Origin of the sequence: Curtobacterium sp. MCSS17_006, from assembly GCF_003234215.1 — a bacterium.
Taxonomy (GTDB): Bacteria; Actinomycetota; Actinomycetes; order Actinomycetales; family Microbacteriaceae; genus Curtobacterium; species Curtobacterium flaccumfaciens.
The window spans coordinates 1-13,194 of record NZ_QKSO01000005.1; the positions used below are offsets into that span (position 1 = coordinate 1).

Below are 13,194 nucleotides of genomic sequence, written 5' to 3' on the forward strand. Positions count from 1 at the left end.
CGTCGATTTGTCTGAGTGAGGGGGGGTGGGGCGATTCTGCCATGACGGCGTTCGCAGCTGGTAGGTACACCATGTCGGCCACCGCGAGCAGGACAGCGACCAGGACGACGTACGCCCACGCTGCAGCACCGTGCAACGGTGGGAGGACGATCAGGGGCACCGTGGTGAGCGCAGTGAGGATCGCCCCGATGGCGATCAACCGGCCCCGCTGCAGCCCGGCGACTCGCTTGGTACCGTCGTTTCCAGGGCATTCCCCTTTTCTTGGAGATCTGCCGGTGAGGTCAGCCGACGGTCTGGTCGCCGAGGACTGAGAGGAGTTCCAGTTTGTCGTAGGCTTCGCTGCCGGGGGCCGCTGTGTAGACGAGGAGCAGGTGGGACTGCTGCGGGTCCAGCAGTGTCTGGCAGTGCAGGTCGAGCCGCCCGACGCTCGGGTGCACGAAGCGCTTGACGTCGTGCGGGCGCACGCCGACCTCGTGCAACTTCCACAGGCGGCGCAGCTCGGCGCTGGCGGCCAGCGCCTGGTCTGCCAATTGAGCGGCGCGTGAGCCCGTTCCCCGCCGGGTTACCACCTCGCGCAGGTGTGAGGCGTAGAGGCGAGAGAGGAACTCGTGGTCCTCGGAGGCGTAGGTCGACCTCACCTCCGGGTCGGTGAACCATCGGTATCCGAGGCTGCGAGCGGGACCGGAGTACCTCGTGGCGTCGCCCGTCAGTGCTGCACCCAGGCGGGTCTGACGGAGAGTCTCGCCGAGCTCCGTGACGATCTCGGCGGGCGTGTCGACGAGGCGGTCGAGGATGCGCAGCAGTCCTGGGCTGACGTGGTCACTGAGAGCCGCCCCGCGTGCAGGTGGCTGGTGGCCCGCGAGACGGAAGAGGTGATCGCGTTCATCCACGGTGAGGTGGAGGCCTTGCGCGATCGAGGCGACCATCTGCTCTGAGGGGTGGGGGCCGCGTTCCCGCTCGAGCCTCGCGTAGTAGTCCGTGGACATGTTCGCCAGGGCCGCGACCTCTTCGCGGCGGAGGCCTGTGGCGCGCCGTCGGCTGCCGTGGGGCAGACCGACGTCCTGGGGCTGCAGTGCCTCCCGCCTCTGGCGGAGGAACTGCGCGAGTCCTGTCCTGTCGATGGTCACGATGCTCCTCCTGATGTGTGGCTCTCTTTCCTATCGCCTCCTCGCGCTGCGAGCCACGCCTTCCCGGTCCCCCTCTGAGCGGTGCCGGCCCCGGCCCGCCCGGGCTCAGGGGCGGACTAGGAGGTCCTGGTTGCGACAGTCGTCGTCGTCGAGGCTCGTCCCAGAGCCACCGACCCAGGAGGAACACATGGACCAGGCACCCACTACGACGTCCGGACGCGCTGGAGCCGGGAGCGGAGACCCCCTGCCGAGCATCAGCGGACGCACCCGTGACGTGCTCGGCATCCCAGAGCCCGTGGAGCGCTCCACCGTCCGTGCCACCCTCGACCAGGCCCTCGACCGGGTCGGAGGACCTCTCGGGCTCGCCACCGCCGTCGCACCGACGATTGCCTTCGTGGCCGCCGACTCCGTCGCTGGACTCGCACCCGGTGTCATCGCCCTGGCCGTCACTGCTCTGATCACCTGCGGTGTCCGCCTGGCGAGACGGGAATCCCCAGGAGCCGCCGTGGCCGGTCTGGTCGTAGCCGCGCTCTGCGCGACGGTGGCGGCCCTGGTCGGTGAAGCTCGCGCCTTCTTCTTGCCCACGATGGTTCTGCCCGTCCTCTTCGTCACGGCCTACGCGGTCTCGCTCGCCGTGCGGCGCCCGTTGATGGGCCTGATCGTGGGCCCTCTCTCGGGTGGTCCCCGAGGCTGGCGCGAGCAGCGGTCCCTGCGCCGCCTGTACACCGTGAGCACCGTCGTGGGAATGGGCCTCGCCGGCGTGAACCTCGCCGTGCGGATCGTCTTCTACATCGCCGACCAGCCAGCGGCTCTGGCCGTGGTTCAGATCGCGGCGACCTCGGCATTCGCGGCGCACTTCGCCGTCACCCTCGTCCTCGCCCGCCGGGCAGCACGGGTCCTGGTGCCCGCGGCCGTCCGCGCCGGCCGTCCCTGAGCACCTGCCTCACCCACCCACCCTCCGTCACAGACGCACACGCACCACAAGGAGAACACCATGCCTCGTACGCACCACTTCGCCCTGCCCGACCTCACCGGTCGCCACGCCCTCGTCACCGGCGCCAGCGACGGCATCGGCCTCGGCATCGCCCGCCGCCTCGCCGCCGCCGGCGCCGACGTGGTCCTGCCCGTCCGCAACCGCGCCAAAGGGCAGGCGGCCCTCGACCTCATCCGCGCGGAGCACCCCGCGGCCCGCGTATCGCTGCGCGACCTCGACCTGTCCTCGCTGGCGTCCGTCGCCGCCCTCGGCCAGCAGCTCCGGGCGGAGGGCCGGCCGATCCACCTCCTGGTGGCCAACGCCGGGGTCATGACCCCGCCCGAGAGGCAGACGACCGTCGATGGCTTCGAGCTGCAGCTGGGCACGAACCACCTCGGACACGTCGCCCTGATCGGGCACGTGATGCCGCTGTTGATCGACGGAGAAGCCCGCGTCACCTCCCAGATCAGCGTCGCGGCCAGGAGCGGCGCGATCGACTGGACCGACTTCAACGCCGAGGCCGGGTACCACGGCATGCGCGCGTACGGGCGATCCAAGATTGCCTTCGGGCTCTTCGGTCTCGAGCTCGACCGGCGCAGCCGAGCCGCGGGATGGGGCATCACGAGCAACCTCTCCCACCCCGGAGTGGCTCCGACGAACCTGCTGGCCGCACGCCCTGAGCTCCAGCGAGAGCGCAACACGCCCCAAATCGCCGTGATCAGGAGGCTGTCCCGAGCCGGGATCCTCGTCGGCACCGTCGACAGCGCCCAGCTGCCCGCGCTCTACGCCGCTACATCGCCCCTCGCCGTGGGTGGACGGCTGTACGGTCCGACGGGACCGGGCAACCTCGGTGGCGCCCCAGGGGAGCACCCCCTGTACCGTCCGCTGCGCGACCTCGACGACGCCGACCGGGTCTGGCGGGTCTCCCAAGAACTTGCCGGAGTCTCCTTCAGCACCCCCTCCGACGTGATGTGACCGACGACTCGGGCGGCATGCACGACAGCTTCCGGGAACGCTGTTCATCACGGTGGTGCGATCCGGAGTTCAGGGCAATTCGCCCAGGGTGTCGTCACGTCTGTGTTAAGTCGTCGAGCATGTCGCGAAGGCGGCCGAGCTGGCATCGCCGAAGCGAGGCGAGACCGAGGTCCAGTGGGAGGTGCAGCATATGAGCCGATCAGTACGGGCCGCGCTCCGAACCCTGCCGCTTCTCGGAGAAGACTCGTCGGGCCCGCTCGGTTCAGGCTCCTGGCTTCTGGTGCGCTCGGAAACACGATCCACGCTCTGCAAGCCGCCCTCAGAGACACCGAGCCGAACTGAGCTTCCACCACAGCCCGGTTCTGACCGTCCCATAAGCGGATCGCTCACCGAACACCAGGGTGGTCGAACCCGCCCGGCGCGTCTCGCTCGTCCTGCGCCGACAACGGCGCACTAGCGCTACCGGCGTGAGCGGAGCAAGAGCGCCACCCCCACGAGAATCTCCACGACGCCGAACGGCACGAGGATCTGCGGAATCAACGTCGCTTGCGAGCGTGGGTAGAGGAAGAACAGCAAGCTAAAGACGACGATGAACAGGCACCCGCCACCGATCCAGACGAAGCCTTGAGTTCTAGACCGGCGCATGAATTGAACCTAGTCGGGGCGGCGACCTGGTGGCAGCTCGTCGATCGTCTTGAAAGCTGATCGACATCGACATCGGCATCGGCATCTCGGGCGGCCGCAGTCTGGTTGCATCGATGCGCGCGCTCGAGGTCCGTTCGGGGACGCACCCGCCGTCGCCACAGGAGCCGGCTCCTGCTCAAGCGTGTCTCGTAAGCCGATCGGCCACCGGGCAGTGGCAACCAGGACCAAGACTTGGGACGAGTCGGTCAACGCACCGCACCGCCAGTCGCCGTACACCGCCTCGGCTCGGAAGCCTGCGTGCTCGAGCTGATGCTCGAGCTCGCTCGACTCGCGAAAGAACAGGTCCTCTGTGTATGAGAGCTGTTCGCCTGTGTCGGTGAAGGTGTTGTGAGCGACCAGGCGGACGACTCCGGGCGAGATCTCCCGAGCTTCCGACCACTCTTCCAAAGAACCGCTCGTGGTCTCGCGGATGGTGTGCTCCGGCGCGGACCAAGCGCGCCACGCTTCGGCGGCGGGATTCCGACTCTCGAACGCGAGGGTCCCGCCGGGGCGGAGTGCACGGTGAAGATCGGCGAGCGTCCGCTGCCAGTCCCCATCGGGTATGTGCTGCGCGACGTTGCCGGTCATCACGGCGTAGTCGGCGCCGACGTTCGGGAGGTCGCGACTATCACCCAGTACCCACGTCACGCCGTCAGCGCCGGGCCGGCGCTTGGCGTAGTCGAGCATCGTCGTTGAGGGATCGACCCCGACTGCAGACATCCCGGCGTCGGCCATGCTCACGGTGAGTGAGCCGGTTCCGCACCCAAGGTCGATTACGGATCGCGCGGCCATCGACATGCCGAGCGTTCGGTAGAAGTCACTGTCGGCACCGTCAGGGTTGTCTTCGTCGTACAACGCGACGAGACGAGCATCGAGATCCACCATCGGACGAGGCTAAACCAGTCCCGATAGCCGATCGGCTACCGGTCAACGGCTCAGGAAGAGCCCCTCAGCCACGGCCTCGACCCACGGACTTCAGGGAGGATGAGGATCATGCAGGCGAATATCGCGACCGTGACGATCGATGGGCAGGCCCAAGATCGCGATGCTGATCTTGACCATCAGAAGCAGTTCGAGGTGGAAACTGACTCAGGGAACCGTTACATCGTCACCTGCGAAGGTCCGCCGGCGGGACTGCCCTCAGACTGGGAAGTCACGCGCCGAGACGACGGCCGCGTTCTTGGCCATGTACGGCGTATCGATACGGGGTGGCCCGGTTCCTACAGCTATCGCTTCAAGAAAGCGGGTGCGTTCTTCGCCGGCGGCACACAGATGGACCTGTGGAACGCAGTGCAGTCTCTGATGGAGTAGACGAGCTCCGCGTCTTCAATCCGCTCCCGTAGGGCAGATCCGAACCGTCTCGATAGACGGTCCTTCCACGGACCTCGGTGTCCAACTCGGAACTGGACGACCCGCGAGCAGACTCGTGTCGCACATAGGTGGTCCGCTCATCGTCGCAATGAGGGAGCGGCGGATTCTGATGGTCGACGCAACAGATGGTCAATTTGGGGCTGGTTTCAGGGTAGCTGGAGGGCAGTGATGCGGCGCTTCTCGGCGTTGAATCGTTGGGTTGGAGTGTCGTAGTCGAGGCGCTTTCGCGGGCGGTTGTTGAGATCGTTCATCACCGCGGTGACGTGGCTGCTGCTGTGGAGGGCAAGGTTCGTGCCCTTGGGGAAGTACTGCCGGAGGAGCCCGTTGAAGTTCTCGTTCGCGCCGCGCTGCCAGGGGCTAGAACGGTCGGCGAAGAACACGGGGACACCGGTCGTGGCAGTGAGTTGTTCGTGGGCAGCCATCTCGACGCCCTGATCCCAGGTCAGCGACCGTTTCAGGTGCTTGGGGATCGCAGCGAACGCTTCCGTGATCGCGGCGTTGACGCTGCGCGCAGTGTGATCGTTCGGGAGGTTCACGACGATGCCGTAGTGGGTGGTGCGTTCACGGAGGGTGGCCATCGCGGACACGGAGCCGACACCGACGATGAGGTCGCCTTCCCAGTGGCCGGCGGTCTGCTTGTCGGCTGCTTCCGCGGGGCGCTCGGTGATGCTGGCCATGTTCCGGATCCGGGATCCTCGACCGATGGGGTTGTTCCACCTGGTGCGTCGGACTCGACGTCCGGTGCGGAGTTTGCCCGTGTAGCGCTTGTGCAGGCCGGCATCGTCCCGGAGGAGCAGGGCTCGATAGATGGTCTCGTGGCAGATGCGCCTTGCCGCGTCGGTGGGGTAGGTCTTTCGTAGCCAGCCGCTGATCTCTTCCGGTGACCAGAACCGGTTCAGCTTCCGCTGCACCAGCCGTCGAAGCGCGGCATCGGCGACGAGGCGGTGCGGTTTCGGACGGGCGCGTTGGCGCCTGGCGTCATCGTCAGCAAGATGCGGCAAGTAGTCCCCGCTTCCTGTCCGGTGCCGACGGAGCTCGCGACTGATCGTTGACGGGTGCCGGCCCAGACGGACGCTGATCTGGCGAATCGAGAGCCCCAGTCGGTGGAGGTCGGCGATCTGGAGTCGTTCCCGCAGCGCCAGGTAACGTCCCGACGACGCCGGCTCGATAGGGCTCGCTGGCGGGATGCGGTAGCCGGCTCGTTGGCGAATCAGGGTGCCGGAGCGTCGAGACATGCCAAGCAGTCTGCAGGCGTCGGTGTTGCTCATGCCCTGCCGCATCAGCTTCCAGTACTCGTCCTCAACGCCAACGGCTTTTCGCCCTCCCCGCGTCGTCGTCAGTGACAGCTCAGCAACGCGCGCCGAAGCAGCCAACGCCTTGCGCAGCGCCGCCGTGGCGGCGCTCTGGTCGCTGCGGAGTCTGCTCCGCCGTTCCCGCTCGAGCAGGTCAGCGCGCTTCCCGCTCAACCGAAGCGTGACGGCGGCAGATGCGACGGAGCTTCCTTCCCGGAGCTCGTCGAATCGACGTCGTAGAAGCCGGTAGCCGGTCGCGCGGCCCAGCCCGGCTCCGGCCGCGGCAGCATCGACGGATGCGCCTGCGTTGAACGCCGACCAGAACCGGTCCTCGACACTCAGCTCGACGCGCAGATGGTGCCGTCCGTCGAGGTTCAGGCGCGCTTCCCAGGACGCTGCACGGCTGCTCGTCACCCCGACCGTTTCCAGCGCCGCCGCGGGATCATGACCGGCACGGCGCAGCTGCAGATACCGCTCGCGCAGGAACCGGTACCCGGTCTCCTTGCCGATGCCAGCGATTCGGGCGGAAGGTTTGAGACCTCGCCCCTCCGCAATCAGCGCGAGGAACCGGACAGCTTGCGGTGATGACAGAGACAGGTACACGCGGAACACCTCCGAGGAAGGTGTTGCGTCGACCAAGTGAATCCGGGGAGCGCTATGCGGACGACCCAACGACACCCGCCGGAATGACAGAAGCCCACCGAGATCCTCGGTGGGCTTCTGTCGTCGTGTCAGACACGTTTCGGTCGGGCTGACAGGATTTGAACCTGCGACCCCTTGACCCCCAGTCAAGTGCGCTACCAAGCTGCGCCACAGCCCGCGAGTTCCGGAGAACTCAGGACCCCGGAGGATCCTCGCCCGCGTCCGACCGGAGCGCGAGCGACCGGTCCAGCATAGCGGACGTCAGACCCCCTCCGTGCCACGGCGAGTCGGAGCAACGCGACCCGAACCACACGCTCAGCCCGGCCGCACCACCTCGCGCAGCGCCGCCAACCACGGCAACCCGAGCCCGACGAGCAACCCACCGGATCCGTCCGCCGCCAGGTCCCCGATCGTGTCGTCGTACCCGACGAAGATCTTCGAGTCGACGAAGTTGTGCCCGAGCCACTCCCCCATCTCCCAGACCGCCCCGACCGCGAGTCCCGCACACAGCGCGAGCACCGCGACGACCACCCGGCGCTCGGCGTGCGGGGCCGGCACAGCACGCAGGTCGGCGCCGATGACGTAGAGCACCGCCGCGAGCAGCCCCGTCAACACGACGTGCATGAACTTGTCCCACAGGAAGACCGTCGTGTACCACTCGAGCACGCTCGACCACCCGGCGACGAGCACGAGCACGCACACCGCCACGTCGAAGGCGGGCCGCAGCCCGAGCATCCGTGGCACCACGACCCCGAACAGCGCCAGTGCCATGACCGGGAACGCCGTTCCGCCCCACCCGACACTCGCCACGACGACGCTCACGAGCGTCAGCGCCCGCACCACGTCGGCCGCCAGGAACCGCGGCCGCAGGAACGTCGGCCCGAGCGTGCGGATCACGACGCCCACCGCACGACCGCGTGCACGGCGGCGTGGTCGGACGGCCACACGCCTCCCGGCCGCCGGACGTCGACCGCAACGCGGTCCACCTCCGCCTCGGCGGTCACGAGCACCCCGTCGATCCGCCGGCCGCCGACGCGCGGACTCCCGTAGTGCGGGTACGTCCCGTAGGGCTCGCCCACCTGCCTGGAGGCCCGCCCCCAGCTGTCCTCGACACCCGCCTCCGCCAGGGCTCGCCATGGTGCGGAACCGGCGGGGCTGTTCCAGTCGGCCATGACCACGGCGGGCAGGCCGCGCTGCCGGACGATCCGGCCGAGCAGTTCGGCGGACCGCAGCCGGGCCCACGGTGAGGCGACGTCGAGGTGGGTGGCGATCGCCAGGAACCGGACGCCGGTCGCTCGGTCATTGACGACGGCTCCGACGGCGTGCCGGGGGAAGGACGTGGCCCACGACCGAGAGCCGGGGCGGTGGGGTGTGCGGGAGAGCGCCCAGGTGCGACGCTCGACGACGTCGAGGCGGGAGCGCTCGAAGAACAGGCCGACCTGTTCGCCACCGCCACGCGCGCCCCGCCCGGCCAGGACGGGCTCCCAACCCGACCCCAGGCCGGACGTCAGGTCGTCTGCCTGCGTGGGCAGGGCCTCCTGGACGGCGAGGACGGTGGGCGCTTCGGACGTGACGAGCGCGAGGACGGCGTCACGGCGGCGCTCCCAGGCGTCCGGGTGTGTCGGCTGTCGCGGCACGCGGCGACGCACGTTGAGCGTCATGCAGTGCACCTCGGGCGACCGGACCGGTCCGATGAGCGGGCGGTCGTCGGGGTGGTGGGGCATGCCTCCCTTCTACGAGACGACACCCGTCGGATTCCCAGGGACCTCTCCGCCTGGCTCGTATGGTGGCTCGATGCGTTCTCGTTCCACCCCTCGTTTCCTGATCGCGATCGCGGTCTCCGGGCTGCTGCTCGGAGCCGCCGGGTGCACGTCGAGCGGACCGGACACGAGCCGCCCGACCCTGGCGAAGGCCTCGGCCGACACCGTCACGGTGGCCGACGCTGCGGACGCCGCCGCCCGGTCCGTCCGCGTCAGCAAGGCCCTGTTCGCGAGTGCTCCGGGAGCGGTCGTCGCCCGGACCGGCGACACCGACGGGATCCGTGGTGCGGCGAAGGCTGCGGCGAGCGCCCACGTCCCGGTGCTGCTGACCGCAGAGAACACGAGCGCTGCCGTCGCCCGCGAGCTCGACCGGCTCGGCGCCGACTGGTACCAGGCCGAGGGTGACGTGTCGGTCGACACGGACGTCGAACAGCGGCCGGCGCCGGACGGCGGGGACGCGCCGGAGCCGACCCGGGCCTCCCGGCAGGCGACCGTGGTGGTGGCGGACGCGACTGCGGACGCTGCTGCCGTGGCGACCGCGAAGGCCGCCGGCGCTCGCGTCGTGACCATGCCGGAGGGCGTGACGGACCCGGCTGCCGCGCCCGACGTGGTGACGGCGCTGCACGAGCGGGCGAAGCACCCGACCGTCCTGGTCGGCGCGGCGTTCGACGCCCTGCACGACCCGGAGTGGACGGTCCGGGCTGCCGAGGGTGGGTTCCAGCTGCGGAACGGCGGCCAGCGGCCGTTCGACGGGCACCGGTACGTCGCGCTGTACGGGGCTCCCGGGGCGCCGGCGCTGGGCGTGCTCGGCGAGCAGGGTCCGAAGGAGACCGTGCACCGTGCCGAACGGGTGGCGAAGCCGTACCGGGCGGAGTCCGACGAGCTCATGACGCCCGCGATGGAGGTCATCGCGACCGTCGCCGCCGGGGACGCCGGCGCCGACGGCGACTACTCGACCGAGCTGCCGGTGTCGACGCTCGAGCCCTACGTCGACGCCGCGCACGACGCGGACATGCCGGTCATCATCGACCTGCAGCCCGGGCGGTCGGACTTCCTGTCGCAGGCCAAGAAGTACGAGTCGCTGCTGAAGAAGCCCGGCGTGTGGCTGGCGCTCGACCCGGAGTGGCGGCTGACGAAGGACCAGGTGCCGCTCAAGCAGATCGGCAGCGTGTCGGCGTCCGAGGTGAACGAGGTCTCCTCGTGGCTGGCTGCACTGGTGCAGAAGGAAGGGCTGCCGCCGAAGGCCCTGGTGCTGCACCAGTTCCGGCTGTCGATGATCCAGGACCGCTCCGCACTGCAGACCCACCCGGAGCTCGACATGCTCGTGCACGTCGACGGGCAGGGGTCGCAGCCGGACAAGCAGGCGACGTGGAAGGCACTGCACCAGGGCGCGCCGGAGGGGCTGCACTGGGGCTGGAAGAACTTCTACGACGAGGACACGCCCATGCTGACGCCCGCGCAGACCATGCAGCAGGTGCAGCCGACACCGTCGTTGGTCACGTACCAGTAAGCGCGCCCCGTCGCGTTGTCCACAGATAGGAGGCTCGGGTCGGGTTTCGTCGGTCGGTGCTGACAGCATGGGGGCATGTCTGGTCTTGGTGTCGGGTCCACCGCGTCGTCTTCCGTGTCCCCCTCTGCGGACATCGCCGCCGAGGCGCAGCAGGCGCTCGCTGCGCTCACGGGGCGCCCCGACGCGGTGTTCCACCCCGGCCAGCTCGAGGCCATCTCGGCGCTGGTCGAGCACCGGCAGCGCGCCCTCGTCGTCCAGCGCACCGGGTGGGGCAAGTCGGCCGTGTACTTCCTGGCGACGCTGCTGCTGCGCCGACGCGGGGGCGGCCCGACGGTCCTGGTCTCGCCGCTGCTCGCCCTGATGCGTGACCAGGTCGCCGCTGCCGCGCGGCCCGGTGTCCGCGCGGTGTCGATCAACTCCGCGAACGCCCACGAGTGGGGCGAGACCCAGGCGGCCCTCGCCCGTGACGAGGTCGACGTGCTGCTGGTCTCCCCCGAGCGGCTGAACAACCCGAAGTTCCGCGACGAGCAGATGCCGACCCTGATCGCCCGGATGGGGATGCTCGTGGTCGACGAAGCGCACTGCATCTCGGACTGGGGCCACGACTTCCGGCCGGACTACCGCCGACTGGCCGAGCTCATCCGGTCGCTCCCCCACGGCGTCCCCGTCCTGGCCACCACCGCGACGGCGAACGAGCGCGTGGTCGAGGACGTCGCCGAACAGCTCACCGCCGGTCCGGCCGACCCGGTGTTCACCATCCGCGGGTCCCTGGCTCGCAAGTCCCTCCGCCTCGGCGTGCTGACGCTGCCCGATGCCCGTCAGCGGCTCGGGTGGCTCCTCGCGCACCTCGGCGATCTGCCCGGCAGCGGCATCATCTACACGCTGACCGTCTCGGCGGCCGAGGACATCGCACGGCTGCTGCGCGACAACGGGTACGCCGTCCGCGCCTACACGGGGCGCACCGACACCGACGAGCGCGAACAGCTCGAACAGCAGCTCAAGGGCAACGAGCTGAAGGCCCTGGTCGCCACGAGTGCGCTCGGCATGGGGTTCGACAAGCCCGACCTCGGGTTCGTCGTGCACGTCGGAGCGCCCTCGTCGCCCGTCGCCTACTACCAGCAGATCGGTCGTGCGGGTCGTGCGACCGACAACGCCGACGTCCTGCTCCTGCCCGGGCGCGAGGACCGCGAGATCTGGCAGTACTTCGCCAGCGCCTCGATGCCGACCGAGGCCCGCGCCGCCGCCGTGCTCAGTGCCCTGTCCACCGACACCGCGATGTCGACCGTGGCGCTCGAGGGCCTGGTCGACATCAAGCGCTCCACCCTCGAACTCCTGCTCAAGGTGCTCGACGTCGACGGCGCCGTCCGACGCGTCACCGGCGGCTGGGTGTCGACCGGACAGCCGTGGGAGTACGACGCGCCCCGGTACGAGCGGGTCGCAGCGGCCCGTGCTGCGGAGGCAGCGTCGATGCTCGACTACGAGTCCACCTCGGCCTGCCGCATGCAGCTGCTGCAGCAGGACCTCGACGACCCCTCGGCCGAGCCCTGCGGCCGGTGCGACAACTGCGCCGGCGCCTGGTTCCCGACCGCCGTGTCCGACACCGACTCGTCCGGGGCAGCGGCCGCGCTCGACAAGGTCGGCGTCGAGATCGCCCCGCGTGCCCAGTGGCCTTCGGGGATGTCGTCGCTCGGGGTCTCCGTGCGGGGCAAGATCGGCCCGGACGAGCTCGTGCAGCCCGGCCGTGCGGTGGCGCGTCTGACCGACCTCGGCTGGGGCGGTCCCCTGCGTGCGCTGTTCTCGCCGTCCACCCCCGATGCCCCGATCTCGCGCGAGCTCGTCGACGGCTGTGTCCGGGCGCTCAAGGACTGGCCGTGGGAGACCCGGCCGACCGGCGTCGTCGCGATGTCCTCGCGGTCACGGCCCGAACTGGTGGGGTCCCTCGCCCAGGCGCTGTCCACCATCGGGCGGCTGCAGTTCCTCGGCACGCTCGGCCGTGCCGGCGGGACCCCTCGTGGCGACGGTGCGACGAACAGCGCCTACCGACTGTCCGGCGTGTGGGACACCTTCGTGGTCGATCCGTCGCTCGCCGCCGCCCTGCAGTCGCACGAGGGCCCGGTGCTGCTCGTCGACGACCTGGTCGACAGCCGGTGGACGATGACCGTCGCCGGCCGGGAGCTCCGGCGCGCCGGGGCCTCCGCCGTGCTCCCGTTCGCCCTGGCCACGGTCGCGTAGCCCCCGCACCTGTTTTGCGACACTCCACGCGTCGATCGACTCGTGTTCTGTCGCGGAGCCGGTCCACCCGCCGCCGGAGCCCTACCGCCGCGCGGGCTTCGGGAACGTGGCCCGCATGTGGTCGCTCGTCAGCACGTCGCCGATGCCGACCATGAGCACCGAGAACAGGATCTGCTCGATGACCATCCAGAACGGGTAGAGCCCCGGGATCGCCGCGACGATCAGCGTCACGATCGGGAAGATCCGGCTGAACAACCGCAGCCGCTGGTACGCCCAGTAGTACCCGAGCTGTGCCCGCCAGGCGAACACGTAGAGCGTCAGGGTGATGAGCAGCACCACGGTGGACCGGAACCACACCGCCCACGACAGGGACTCCCCCGCGCGGGTCAGCAGCACGGCGACCACGATGGCGGTGAGGCCGACGACGGTCTCCGCGACGAGCAGCCACCGGATCCACCGGAACGAGCGGACGGTGTCGGGGTGTTCGAGCATGTCCTCGCGGATCACGTACCCGGACTGCCGACCTCCGGCCAACCGGTCGAGGCGCAGACGGCACCACACGCGGTCGGCGAGCACACCGAGTCCGTCGTTCTGCTGCGTCACCAGTACATCGTGCCCCATCCCGGCG

At 69.6% G+C, this 13,194-nt stretch carries 12 protein-coding genes and 1 tRNA gene; 5 read left to right on the forward strand and 8 right to left on the reverse strand.

What is annotated here, in order from left to right; translation table 11 throughout:
* Both DEJ21_RS18470 and DEJ21_RS06350 read right to left on the reverse strand, forming a co-directional pair.
* The coding region (locus DEJ21_RS18470) for a hypothetical protein (RefSeq protein WP_220036558.1) at nt 1-199 on the reverse strand (199 nt) is incomplete at its 3' end.
* Between the two features lie 82 nt (nt 200-281).
* On the reverse strand, nt 282-1,127 hold the full coding sequence (locus DEJ21_RS06350) for a helix-turn-helix transcriptional regulator (RefSeq protein ID WP_111224077.1): 846 nt from the start codon (nt 1,125-1,127) through the stop codon (nt 282-284).
* A 187-nt stretch (nt 1,128-1,314) separates the two neighbouring features.
* Here DEJ21_RS06350 and DEJ21_RS06355 point away from each other — a divergent pair, with 187 nt between their 5' ends.
* Both DEJ21_RS06355 and DEJ21_RS06360 read left to right on the forward strand, forming a co-directional pair.
* A complete protein-coding gene (locus tag DEJ21_RS06355) occupies nt 1,315-2,061 on the forward strand; it encodes a DUF3159 domain-containing protein (RefSeq protein ID WP_111224078.1) in 747 nt (248 codons plus the stop codon).
* Between the two features lie 60 nt (nt 2,062-2,121).
* The gene (locus DEJ21_RS06360; RefSeq protein ID WP_111224079.1) at nt 2,122-3,075 is read left to right on the forward strand and encodes an SDR family oxidoreductase; all 954 of its coding nucleotides are present in this window, start codon (nt 2,122-2,124) and stop codon (nt 3,073-3,075) included.
* Nucleotides 3,076-3,729: 654 nt separating this feature from the next.
* Here the strand turns inward: DEJ21_RS06360 and DEJ21_RS06370 are convergent.
* Entirely contained in the window at nt 3,730-4,644 is a 915-nt protein-coding gene (locus DEJ21_RS06370) for a bifunctional 2-polyprenyl-6-hydroxyphenol methylase/3-demethylubiquinol 3-O-methyltransferase UbiG (protein WP_111224081.1), read from the reverse strand.
* Nucleotides 4,645-4,752: 108 nt separating this feature from the next.
* Here DEJ21_RS06370 and DEJ21_RS06375 point away from each other — a divergent pair, with 108 nt between their 5' ends.
* Nucleotides 4,753-5,070, forward strand: a complete 318-nt coding sequence (locus DEJ21_RS06375; RefSeq protein ID WP_146245701.1) for a hypothetical protein — start codon at nt 4,753-4,755, stop codon at nt 5,068-5,070.
* Between the two features lie 206 nt (nt 5,071-5,276).
* On the opposite strand, the gene DEJ21_RS06380 is transcribed toward DEJ21_RS06375, so the two are convergent.
* The 4 genes from DEJ21_RS06380 to DEJ21_RS06395 form a co-directional block, all read right to left on the reverse strand.
* Nucleotides 5,277-7,025 carry an IS30 family transposase gene (locus tag DEJ21_RS06380; RefSeq protein WP_146247711.1) on the reverse strand — a complete coding sequence of 583 codons (1,749 nt, stop codon included), beginning with the start codon at nt 7,023-7,025 and terminating at the stop codon, nt 5,277-5,279.
* A gap of 143 nt (nt 7,026-7,168) precedes the next feature.
* Nucleotides 7,169-7,242, reverse strand: a tRNA-Pro gene (locus tag DEJ21_RS06385).
* A 137-nt stretch (nt 7,243-7,379) separates the two neighbouring features.
* Nucleotides 7,380-7,961 (reverse strand): hypothetical protein, encoded by a 582-nt coding sequence (locus tag DEJ21_RS06390; RefSeq protein WP_146247712.1) that lies wholly within the window; start codon nt 7,959-7,961, stop codon nt 7,380-7,382.
* Nucleotides 7,958-8,788, reverse strand: coding sequence for an endonuclease/exonuclease/phosphatase family protein (locus DEJ21_RS06395; RefSeq protein ID WP_111224084.1), 831 nt, complete (start codon nt 8,786-8,788; stop codon nt 7,958-7,960). The genes DEJ21_RS06390 and DEJ21_RS06395 overlap by 4 nt, the downstream gene beginning before the upstream one ends.
* Nucleotides 8,789-8,858: 70 nt before the next feature.
* Between DEJ21_RS06395 and DEJ21_RS06400 the strand changes: the two genes are divergently transcribed.
* Together DEJ21_RS06400 and DEJ21_RS06405 are read left to right on the forward strand one after the other, a co-directional pair.
* Nucleotides 8,859-10,334 (forward strand): hypothetical protein, encoded by a 1,476-nt coding sequence (locus tag DEJ21_RS06400; protein ID WP_111224085.1) that lies wholly within the window; start codon nt 8,859-8,861, stop codon nt 10,332-10,334.
* Nucleotides 10,335-10,409: 75 nt separating this feature from the next.
* Nucleotides 10,410-12,566, forward strand: coding sequence for an ATP-dependent DNA helicase RecQ (locus tag DEJ21_RS06405; RefSeq protein ID WP_220036559.1), 2,157 nt, complete (start codon nt 10,410-10,412; stop codon nt 12,564-12,566).
* A gap of 81 nt (nt 12,567-12,647) precedes the next feature.
* On the opposite strand, the gene DEJ21_RS06410 is transcribed toward DEJ21_RS06405, so the two are convergent.
* Entirely contained in the window at nt 12,648-13,169 is a 522-nt protein-coding gene (locus DEJ21_RS06410) for a hypothetical protein (RefSeq protein WP_017885892.1), read from the reverse strand.
* Between the last annotated feature and the right edge of the window lie 25 nt (nt 13,170-13,194).

What these genes read in the sequence shown, in the direction of transcription:
- DEJ21_RS06355 (WP_111224078.1), top strand. Translation starts at nt 1,315, where the DNA reads ATGGACCAGGCACCCACTACGACGTCCGGACGCGCTGGAGCCGGGAGC.
- DEJ21_RS06360 (WP_111224079.1), top strand. Translation starts at nt 2,122, where the DNA reads ATGCCTCGTACGCACCACTTCGCCCTGCCCGACCTCACCGGTCGCCAC.
- DEJ21_RS06370 (WP_111224081.1), bottom strand. Translation starts at nt 4,644, where the DNA reads ATGGTGGATCTCGATGCTCGTCTCGTCGCGTTGTACGACGAAGACAAC.
- DEJ21_RS06375 (WP_146245701.1), top strand. Translation starts at nt 4,753, where the DNA reads ATGCAGGCGAATATCGCGACCGTGACGATCGATGGGCAGGCCCAAGAT.
- DEJ21_RS06395 (WP_111224084.1), bottom strand. Translation starts at nt 8,788, where the DNA reads ATGCCCCACCACCCCGACGACCGCCCGCTCATCGGACCGGTCCGGTCG.
- DEJ21_RS06400 (WP_111224085.1), top strand. Translation starts at nt 8,859, where the DNA reads ATGCGTTCTCGTTCCACCCCTCGTTTCCTGATCGCGATCGCGGTCTCC.
- DEJ21_RS06405 (WP_220036559.1), top strand. Translation starts at nt 10,410, where the DNA reads ATGTCTGGTCTTGGTGTCGGGTCCACCGCGTCGTCTTCCGTGTCCCCC.